Origin of the sequence: Mesorhizobium sp. M1A.F.Ca.ET.072.01.1.1, assembly GCF_004023325.1 — a bacterium.
Taxonomy (GTDB): domain Bacteria; phylum Pseudomonadota; class Alphaproteobacteria; order Rhizobiales; family Rhizobiaceae; genus Mesorhizobium.
In genome coordinates this window covers 1-8,744 of sequence record NZ_RZSF01000286.1, presented here as the reverse complement: position 1 = coordinate 8,744, position 8,744 = coordinate 1, and the positions used below count along the sequence as shown (strand labels likewise).

Sequence of the window (8,744 nt, the reverse complement as noted above, 5' to 3'; positions counted from 1 at the left end):
TCTCGACACCATCCGCGACCTCAAGCAGATCAATTCGCTGCTCGCCTCCATGGCCTACCCGGTGCTGGAGGAGCGCGGGCTGCTCGGCGGCTCGCGGCTGAAGGCGAGCTAGCATCGCTGAAGGCGAGCTAGCATCGACCGACCGGCCCGCACACAATTAGCCTTCGTTCAATCCTCGCATCCGTCGGCTAGGTGACGGTGAGATTGATGACGGCTCCGACTGAGCGCCCGTACGGCACGAAGAGGGCCAGTCGAGACCACTGCCCAACCCGGTCAAGAAAACCTAAAGCGGCATCGACAATTTCTGCATTGCCCGTAGGGTCCATCCGTGATTTGAGGCCAGCTCATTCAGGATCGCTGTCCGCGCCATGCTGCCCCTCATTGCCCTGTTCATTGCCGCCTTCGCTTTCGGCACGACTGAATTCGTCATCGCCGGCGTGCTGCCGGAGGTAGCGCAGGGTCTGAGTGTTTCCGTGCCCACCGCCGGCTATCTCGTCTCCGGCTATGCCTGCGGCATCGCCGTTGGTGGTCCGCTCCTGGCGCTCGCAACCAGCAGGGTCTCGCGAAAGTCGCTGCTCATCGCCCTGACCATTGCCTTCACTCTTGGCCAGGCCGCTTGCGCGCTGGCGCCCGATTTCACCTCGATGCTTCTCCTGCGCATTGCCACTGCAGTGGCGCATGGCTGCTATTTCGGCGTCGCCATGGTGGTCGCGGTCGGCCTGGTGCGCGAGGACCAGCGCGGCCGGGCGGTCGCGGTCATCCTCTCTGGATTGACCGTCTCCAATGTTATCGGCGTTCCGGCCGGCACCGCGATCGGCGGTCTCTGGGGCTGGCGGGCGACCTTCTGGGTGATGTGCGCGCTGGGCGTCATCGCGATCGTTGCCATGCTTGCGCTGCTGCCCCGCACGGCAGGCGCCGCCAACCGACCCGCCGGCCTCGCGCGCGAGGTGCGCGTGTTGGGGCGTCAGCAGGTCTGGACCTCGCTCATCCTGATGCTGATGTTGATGATCGGCCAGTTCGGCCTCTTCACCTACATCACGCCGACGCTGCTCGAAGTCACCGGCCTCCACGAAAGCCTGATCCCGTTTGTGCTGCTGCTCAACGGCGTCGGCGCGACGATCGGCGTTCTCTTGGGCGGCAAGCTTGCCGACTGGAAGCTGATGCCGTCGCTGATCGCCATGCTTTTCCTGCAGGCGGTAATGCTTGGCGTCATCTATGCGGTCAGTCCCTACCCGGTGCCGATGATCGTCGCGATCGTCATATGGGGCGGCCTCAACTTCGCCATCGGCGCGCCGATCCAGACCCGGATCCTGGCCTGGACGGCAGACGCCTCGAACCTTGCCTCGTCGTTGATTCCCTCGGGCTTCAATGTCGGCATCGCGCTCGCTGCCTCGCTGGGCGCTGCGATGCTCAATGCCGGTCTTGGCTATCGCAGCCTGCCGGTCGCCGGCGCGCTTGCCATGCTGGTGGCCCTGGCGGTCGCGCTTGCCTCGCAGGCTTGGGAATGGCGCAGCCGGGCGACGCCGCCGTTGCCGGCTGCGGCGGAATAGAGCCTTGGCGTGCCGCTCTGCCGCCTCAGACGTGAGGACGCAAGGAGCCAGAGCCGCCCGACAGGATCGACACCAAACTGTGAAGCCCCTCCTCCAGCCTTTCGTGGCTGGATGCGGCACCCAACGCCAGCCGCAAGCCATCAGCGGCACTGGGCCCGGCGGAGAACTCTTCCGCCGGGCTGAGGGCCAATCCGCGACGGCGTGCGATCTCGGCGATATCCGATGAACGCAATCGCGCATCCAGCGGATACCAAAGATGCAGGCTTGATTCCGTCGAGGCGAAACCGGCCGGCAGGATCTTGCGCGCGATCGTCTGCCTGGCCTCTGCTTCGGCACGCACCGCGGCGGTGATCTCGCCGGCCAGGCCGCTTCGCACCCACTCGCAGGCGAGCCCCGTCATCAGCGGCGGCGCCATCATGGTGGTGCCCCGGATTGTCGCCGCGATCCGCTCGACGGATTTCGCGTCAGGCGCCGCCAGGAACGCCGTGCGCAGAAATGGCGAGATGCATTTCGCCAATGTAGCCACATGGAATGTCCGCTCCGGCGCCAGCCTGAGGAAGGCTGGCGCTGAAGTGGTCTGCAGTGGACTGTAGGGATCGTCCTCGACGATCACCAGGCCAAGCCTGCCCGCCATCCGAACCAGGTCCCGGCGCCGGCCCGCCGGCATGGTGAGCGTGGTCGGATTGTGAAGTGTCGCGTTGAGATAGAGAACGCGGGCGCCGTATCGTCGCGCCGCTTCCTCCAGATAGTCGGGGCGCATGCCGTCATCGTCGCGGCCCGCCCCAGCCAGCTTTCGCCCCGTGGCCTGCGCCAGCTCGATCAGGCCGGGATAGGTCAGCGCGTCCGTGAGGATCGTATCGCCCTCGCGGGTTTGCGACAGAAGGACGGCGGCGAGCAGCGCCTGCGCCCCCGAACCAACAGCAACGCGCTCGACAGGCAACCTGTCGCCGGCTGTGGCAAGCCAAAACGAGCCAGCGGCGCGTTCGGCGGGAGAACCCGGGCCGGGATGGTAGGAAAGCAGTGCTTCGGCGCTGGAACGTTTGAGCAGTCCCTCGATGCCACTCCGGATCAATGCCGGCAGGCTGAGGCCCGAAGGCGCCGGCGGAATGTTCATGCTCAGATCGAGGATCGGCTCTTCCGGCTCGCCGGGGGTGACGAAGGTGCCGCGACCGGTCGTTGCATCGATCAGGTTCCTGCGGCGGGCTTCGGTGAACGCCCGGGTGACCGTGGTCAGATCCACGCCAAGGAAGCGGGCAAGCTCTCGCTGCGGCGGCAGCCTGTCCCCCGGTTGCAGCCGCCCGATCGAGCGGGCAGCCGCAAGCGCCTCGACGATCTTGAGATAGAGCGGTCGTGAGTCTTCCGCCAAGGGAGAAAGCCAGCTGAGGTCCCCTTCACTGTTCATGCCACCGGCATCCATACATTTTGTCGCATTGTATGCATACAATAATCATATTAGTATGTATGCGTGACCTCAAGGCCGATCGAATGCATGCGAGGTCCTGGAGTGATGACCATGCACGACGCGCACTATCCCCACCTCGAACCCTGGCGGGTCGGCATCCGCGGGCGATGCCCGCGTTGCGGAGAGGGCCGGCTGTTCGACGGATTTCTGAAGCTGGCGCCGAAATGCGAAGTCTGCGGGCTCGACTATTCTTTTGCCGATCCGGCCGACGGACCCGCCTTCTTCGTCATCTGCTTTGCCTGCGTGCCCTCCGTCCTGTTCGCCGTCTGGGCGCAGGTGACGTTCGAGCCATCCATGTGGTTCCACGCCTTCGTTTCGGTGCCGATCATCCTTGCGACCTGCATTCCGCCGCTCAGGCCGCTGAAAGGCTGGCTTGTCGCGAGCCAGTTCTACTACAAGGCCGCAGAAGGAAGACTGGCCAGGCCCGGCGAATAAGGTTCTCAAGTTCGCTTGCCTTGAGACCTAAAGGTCGATCCGGTACTTGAGGCTCTCCGCGCCACCATAGGCGGCGACTTTGGCGAACCGCCCGACGAGAATGCCGCCATTGGCGAGCACCACCTTCTGGGATGCAAGATTGTCGAGATCCGTGGTGATCTCGACATAGTCGAGACCGACCGCCCTTGCCTCGTGAAGCATCAGCCGCAGCGCTTCGGTGGCATAGCCGCGCCCCTTCTTCCATGGCATCACGGCATAGCCGATGTGGCCGAGCACGTGCGGCGGCAGTGCCGACGTGCCCTTCTGCCAGCGAAGCCCGATCGAGCCGGCGGCCTCGCCGTCCCAGATCCAGCGCCGGAAGCCCGGCAGACGCGGCACTGTCGTGCCGTCCGGCAGCGCGATCGGCGACCCTTTCGCCTCGGGGTCGTCCAGGTCGGCGAGAAATGCCACCGGATCTTCTTCAATGGCCTCGAGCTGCTCGCGCGTAGCCTCCAGCAGCCGCACATTGTCCGGCGACCAGCCGCGCTCCAGCGCCGCCTTGTAGGATGGCAGATGCTCGAGCGCTGGTTTGACGAGTTCGACCATGAAGCCGTGTCCTTTGCGAGATCGGCAGGCATAGCCCCGGTCAGGATCGCCCTCAAGCTGACTGAAAGCGGATTTCGCCCTTGTTGAGGAAGCACATCTTGTCGAAGAGCGATAAATCGAGTGGGTTCGGCAGCCGGACATCGTCAAGGTCGGGAAAAGGCTTCCTGGACGCATCGTATGACCGGTCGACCTGGGAGATGAAGACCAGCACCAGCCCGCGTTCCCGGGCAAATGATCTCAGGGCGCGTATCTGGACCATGAGCTCGGGATCTTCGCGCTTCTGGTCGAGCAGTTGCAGATAGTCGATCACCGCCAGCGTGCCGCGCGGCGCCGACCCTTACGCCTCGATGATGTAGGCGGCGCTGATGGCGTCGGAATTGTCGAACTCGAACAGATGGTCGAAAACGGCAGGGTCGACGCCGATGTCGCGGAACCGGTCGAGGATATCGGCATGCATGTATTCCAGGGTGAAGAATACGGCGCGACTGCCCTGCTTCATGGCCGCCACGGCGAGTTCGAGGCTCATCAGCGTCTTGCCCTGACCCGGCCGGGCCGCAACGAGGACCATGTCGCCGGGTATCAGTTGCGCCAGCAGCCTCCCGGCGGGTGCGGCCTCGGCGGCTTTCGCCGCAAGCAGGCTCCAGCTGCCAAAGCCTTCCTTGAAGGCCATGCGGTCAAGCGCCTCATGAAGGGGAACATTTTCCTTGCGCGACAGCAACCTCGCCTGGCGCTTCAGATGATAGACGGGTGCGGAAAGCCGCATCAAAAAACCTCCTATTGCGAGCAGTCTTCGCAATCCCTCCTTATGCCGATGCTCGAACAGTCGGTTTAGCGATCGAATGCCCTGCATGAACAATGCTTTCCCAACGGAGGGAGGAGGCGTGGGCGCGCCGGAATCAGATAGTAGCCAACTTCTTGCCTGTCGAAAATCGCAGATGCGCCAGCTTCGGCAGATCGCACTAGACACAAGAAGTGTTTCGCCCATCGGCGCTATGCTCTTATGATTGGCGCAGGTGATTCACCACAAGCGATACCAGTTCGAGGGGGGATTAATCCGGTGCGGTTGATATCTGTTCCGCTTGGTGCCGCCGTCCTCTTCGTCCTCGCCGCTCTGACGGCATCGGTCGGCTCGTTCGCGGCGTTGCGCCCATCGAACATTCCGGACTGGCTGCAGCGCCATGTCGGCGACAACGAAGGTCAGATCTCGCAGGTCGTGCTGGAGCGGGCGCGCGCCCTCTACCAGAAGAAGGTCAGTGAAGGTTCGGTCAGCAACCCCTGCTACTTCGCCATGGATGCAACGCGGCCCGGCGACCTGGGCAACAGTGTGCTTGGCCAACGCTACTATATCATCTGCGAGGCCAAGCAGCTCTTTCGAGCGGTTTCTTCGGGCCATGGCGGCGGTCGCAATCTCAAAGGCGTTGCCGATTTCTCCAATGGCAGGCGTTGCGCGAAAAACTTCGGCAACGCGATGGACTCGGAGCTGACGGCAGGCGGAGCCTACATGACCGCCGAGACCAAGACGTCCTTCAAGGGCTATTATCGCGTCGGTGCGCAGAACGCGGTGTTCATGCGTACCTTCATCCAGTTCGATGGCGAAGGCGAAGCGGCGAACGCCAGGCAGCGCGTGATCGGCGGCCATCCGGCAGCCTTGCTCAGGGGCATGTGCCTGCGGAAAGATCCGAACAGCTCCTACGCCGACCATGACGGCTTCGTCCCGTTCGGCAAGCTGGTGAATTATGCCGGCGGCCGCAGCAATGGCTGCACCAGCTGGTCGCCGGCCGATGCCGAGCAGATCATCCCGTTGGTGAAGAACAACCCGACCACGCTCTACATCTATCCTGAATCGCGCGACATCGCCGCTGTGGCGCGCGCAAAGGCCGCCGGCCAAGCGCTGTCGGCTGCGGGCGTCTATTGGAACGCATCCTGCCTGAAGGAAATCGGCTCTCCGAAGTTCTGGCCGAAGAAGACCCTCGAGCCGATAATCGCGCTGTACAAGAAAGACCATCCGGCACCGCCGCCGCAGCCGGTGCCGATCTGCAAGAACTGAGCCGGTCTTCTACTGGAGCAGCCCCTTGATTATGGCGCTCGCCTTGGCGAAATCCATCTGGCCGGCATATTTCTGCTTCAGCGCGCCGATCACCTTGCCCATGTCCTTCTGGCTGGCGGCACCCGTCGCCGCGATCGCCTCGCGCGCCGCCGCCGTGATCGCCACATCCTCGAGCTGTGCCGGCAGGAACTCGCGGATGATCTCCATCTCGCCGCGCTCCTGCGCCGCCAGTTCCGGCCGCTTGCCGTCCTCGAAGGCTTTGGCCGATTCTTCGCGCTGCTTCACCATCTTGGAAAGGATCTGCAGGATCTCTTCCTCGCTCGCCGCCGGCTTGCCCGCGCCGCGATTGGCGATGTCGCGGTCGTGGATGGCGGCCTGGATCAGCCTGAGCGTCGGCAGCCGATGCTTGTCCTGCGCCTTCATCGCGCTCTTCATGGATTCGGCGATTTTCTCGCGCATGATGCTTCTCCTTCGATCGCGGCGGACAATAGCTTCGCCGGACGCTCAAGGCAAATCGCCGCAAACCATTGATTTTGCTCGGCTAAACAAATCGATTCCGCTCGGAGGAAGCGTCATTGACCGCTTTGGCGCTATCCCCTATGTACTGAGCCTCGCATGAACTGAAACTTTGGTTGCGCGCAGGCTCGCGAATTCGCCGCCGCGCGTCGTTTGCTGCGCGGATCGTCCCCTGCAACGGGATGATCCGGAAGCCGCCTCTAGGAGTGCCGCCATGGCCACGACCGCCCCTTGGGCCACCGAAAAGCCGACCGCCCTTCTGGTGCTCGCCGACGGCACGGTGATCGAAGGCCGCGGCCTCGGCGCCACCGGATCGGCGGTCGCCGAAGTCTGCTTCAACACCGCCCTGACCGGGTACGAGGAGATCCTTACCGACCCCTCCTATGCCGGCCAGATCGTCACCTTCACCTTCCCGCATATCGGCAATGTCGGCACCAACAGCGAGGATATCGAGGATTTGCATCCGGCTGCCCGCGCGGGCGCCGTCGGCGCGATCTTCAAGGCCAATGTCACCGACCCCTCCAATTACCGGGCAGCCGGGCATCTCGATCAATGGCTGAAGAGGCGCGGCATCGTCGCGCTTTCGGGGATCGACACTCGCGCTCTCACGGTGCTGATCCGCGAGAAAGGCATGCCCAATGCCGTCATCGCCCATGCACCGGATGGCGTTTTCGACCTCGACGACCTGAAGCGGCGCGCCGCCGCCTGGTCGGGCCTTATCGGGCTGGACCTCGCCAAGGAGGTCACCTCGGGTCAATCCTCGGTCTGGCGCGAGACGCCCTGGGCCTGGAACAAAGGCTTCGGCGAGCAGGACGAGCCGTCGCTGCATGTCGTGGCCATCGACTATGGCGTCAAGCGAAACATCCTGCGCCTGCTCGCGGGCCTCGGCGCCAAGGTCACCGTCGTGCCCGCCAAGACCGGCGCGGAAGAGATCCTAGCCATACAGCCGGACGGCATCTTCCTGTCCAATGGCCCCGGCGATCCGGAAGCGACGGGCGAATATGCCGTGCCGGTCATCCAGAACCTGCTGAAAACCGATCTCCCGGTGTTCGGCATCTGTCTCGGCCACCAGATGCTGGCGCTGGCGCTCGGCGGCAAGACCGAGAAGATGCATCAGGGCCATCACGGCGCCAACCATCCGGTCAAGGACCACACAACTGGCAAGGTCGAGATCGTCTCGATGAACCATGGCTTCGCCGTCGACGCGGACTCGCTGCCCGAAGGCGTCGAGGAAACCCACGTCTCGCTGTTTGACGGCTCGAATTGCGGCATCGCGCTGACTGGCCGGCCGGTGTTCTCGGTCCAGCACCATCCCGAGGCCTCACCCGGCCCGCAGGATTCGCACTATCTCTTCCGCCGCTTCGTCAATCTCATTCGCGAGCGGCGCGGCGAGCCGACGCTGGCCGAGCGCGCCTAGCTCAAAGCGCCCAGTCCAAGGCGATTCGGGGTCAGGCGGAGCCGCGGTCGAAGACGGGCGCGGAGCGACCACACTGGGCGGGGTCCGAGAACCGGAGCGGACCGTACTTTTGGGTCGTGCGCACTGGAAGCGCAGGAAGCCGTCATTTAACAGGCCGGCATCACCCGGCTATCAACACGCCTTAAGCCGCGTCGGTCACCGCTTCCTGCGCGTGCATCCGCTCGACCTCCTTCGGTGTCGGCTTGGCGACCTTCGTCACGAAGACGATCACGGCCAATGTGAGGAAAACCGCGCCGAGCACATAGGGCGCGCCGCCGAACTCTACCGGCGCGCTTGGGCCGGTGAACCAGGAAAAGATCGCCGTATAAAGCAGCGGCGTGATGATCGAGGTGATCGAGAAGATCGAGGTCATCGCGCCCTGCAATTCGCCTTGCGCCGAAGGCGGCACCTTGGCGGCCGCAAGGCTCCTCAATGGCGGGTCGGCGAGCGCTTCCAGGCAGCCGGCGACGATCACCGCGTAGATCATCCAACCCTGCGTCGCAAACGCGTAGCCAAAGGCGCTGAGCACGGTGAAGGTCAGGCCGATCGCAGCGGTGCTCCACTCGCCGAGCTTCGGGATGACACGGGGCAGCACCGTCGCCATGACGATCGCGCCGCAAAGGCCGAAGGCGCCGAGGGAGAAGCCGATCTGCTGCTCGTTCCAGCCATAACGGTAGCTTGAAACGAATGACC

Annotated in this window: 8 protein-coding genes and 1 pseudogene; 4 read left to right on the top strand and 5 right to left on the bottom strand. The window is 64.0% G+C overall.

Going from position 1 to position 8,744, the window contains the following annotated elements; all coding sequences use genetic code 11:
• Positions 1-368 precede the first annotated feature (368 nt).
• The gene (locus EOA32_RS28735; RefSeq protein WP_128373513.1) at positions 369-1,550 is read left to right on the top strand and encodes an MFS transporter; all 1,182 of its coding nucleotides are present in this window, start codon (positions 369-371) and stop codon (positions 1,548-1,550) included.
• A 25-nt stretch (positions 1,551-1,575) separates the two neighbouring features.
• Here the strand turns inward: EOA32_RS28735 and EOA32_RS28730 are convergent, their stop codons facing one another.
• Positions 1,576-2,952 carry a PLP-dependent aminotransferase family protein gene (locus tag EOA32_RS28730; protein ID WP_189407442.1) on the bottom strand — a complete coding sequence of 459 codons (1,377 nt, stop codon included), beginning with the start codon at positions 2,950-2,952 and terminating at the stop codon, positions 1,576-1,578.
• Between the two features lie 105 nt (positions 2,953-3,057).
• On the opposite strand from EOA32_RS28730, the gene EOA32_RS28725 reads away from it, so the two are divergent.
• Positions 3,058-3,447, top strand: coding sequence for a DUF983 domain-containing protein (locus EOA32_RS28725; RefSeq protein ID WP_245322256.1), 390 nt, complete (start codon positions 3,058-3,060; stop codon positions 3,445-3,447).
• Positions 3,448-3,474: 27 nt separating this feature from the next.
• On the opposite strand, the gene EOA32_RS28720 is transcribed toward EOA32_RS28725, so the two are convergent.
• Positions 3,475-4,032 carry a GNAT family N-acetyltransferase gene (locus tag EOA32_RS28720; protein WP_066994598.1) on the bottom strand — a complete coding sequence of 186 codons (558 nt, stop codon included), beginning with the start codon at positions 4,030-4,032 and terminating at the stop codon, positions 3,475-3,477.
• Positions 4,033-4,084: 52 nt separating this feature from the next.
• A pseudogene (locus EOA32_RS28715) lies at positions 4,085-4,795 on the bottom strand (DNA helicase).
• 294 nt (positions 4,796-5,089) lie between these two features.
• Between EOA32_RS28715 and EOA32_RS28710 the strand changes: the two are divergent.
• Positions 5,090-6,079 carry a hypothetical protein gene (locus EOA32_RS28710; RefSeq protein ID WP_095781339.1) on the top strand — a complete coding sequence of 330 codons (990 nt, stop codon included), beginning with the start codon at positions 5,090-5,092 and terminating at the stop codon, positions 6,077-6,079.
• Positions 6,080-6,088: 9 nt separating this feature from the next.
• Here the strand turns inward: EOA32_RS28710 and EOA32_RS28705 are convergent, their stop codons facing one another.
• Positions 6,089-6,538 (bottom strand): GatB/YqeY domain-containing protein, encoded by a 450-nt coding sequence (locus tag EOA32_RS28705; RefSeq protein WP_128373511.1) that lies wholly within the window; start codon positions 6,536-6,538, stop codon positions 6,089-6,091.
• Positions 6,539-6,809: 271 nt separating this feature from the next.
• On the opposite strand from EOA32_RS28705, the gene carA reads away from it, so the two are divergent.
• Positions 6,810-8,012 carry a glutamine-hydrolyzing carbamoyl-phosphate synthase small subunit gene (gene carA, locus EOA32_RS28700; RefSeq protein ID WP_095832368.1) on the top strand — a complete coding sequence of 401 codons (1,203 nt, stop codon included), beginning with the start codon at positions 6,810-6,812 and terminating at the stop codon, positions 8,010-8,012.
• A gap of 181 nt (positions 8,013-8,193) precedes the next feature.
• Here carA and EOA32_RS28695 read toward each other — a convergent pair.
• Positions 8,194-8,744, bottom strand: a 551-nt coding sequence (locus EOA32_RS28695) for an MFS transporter (protein WP_128373510.1), incomplete at its 5' end; no start/stop codon positions are given.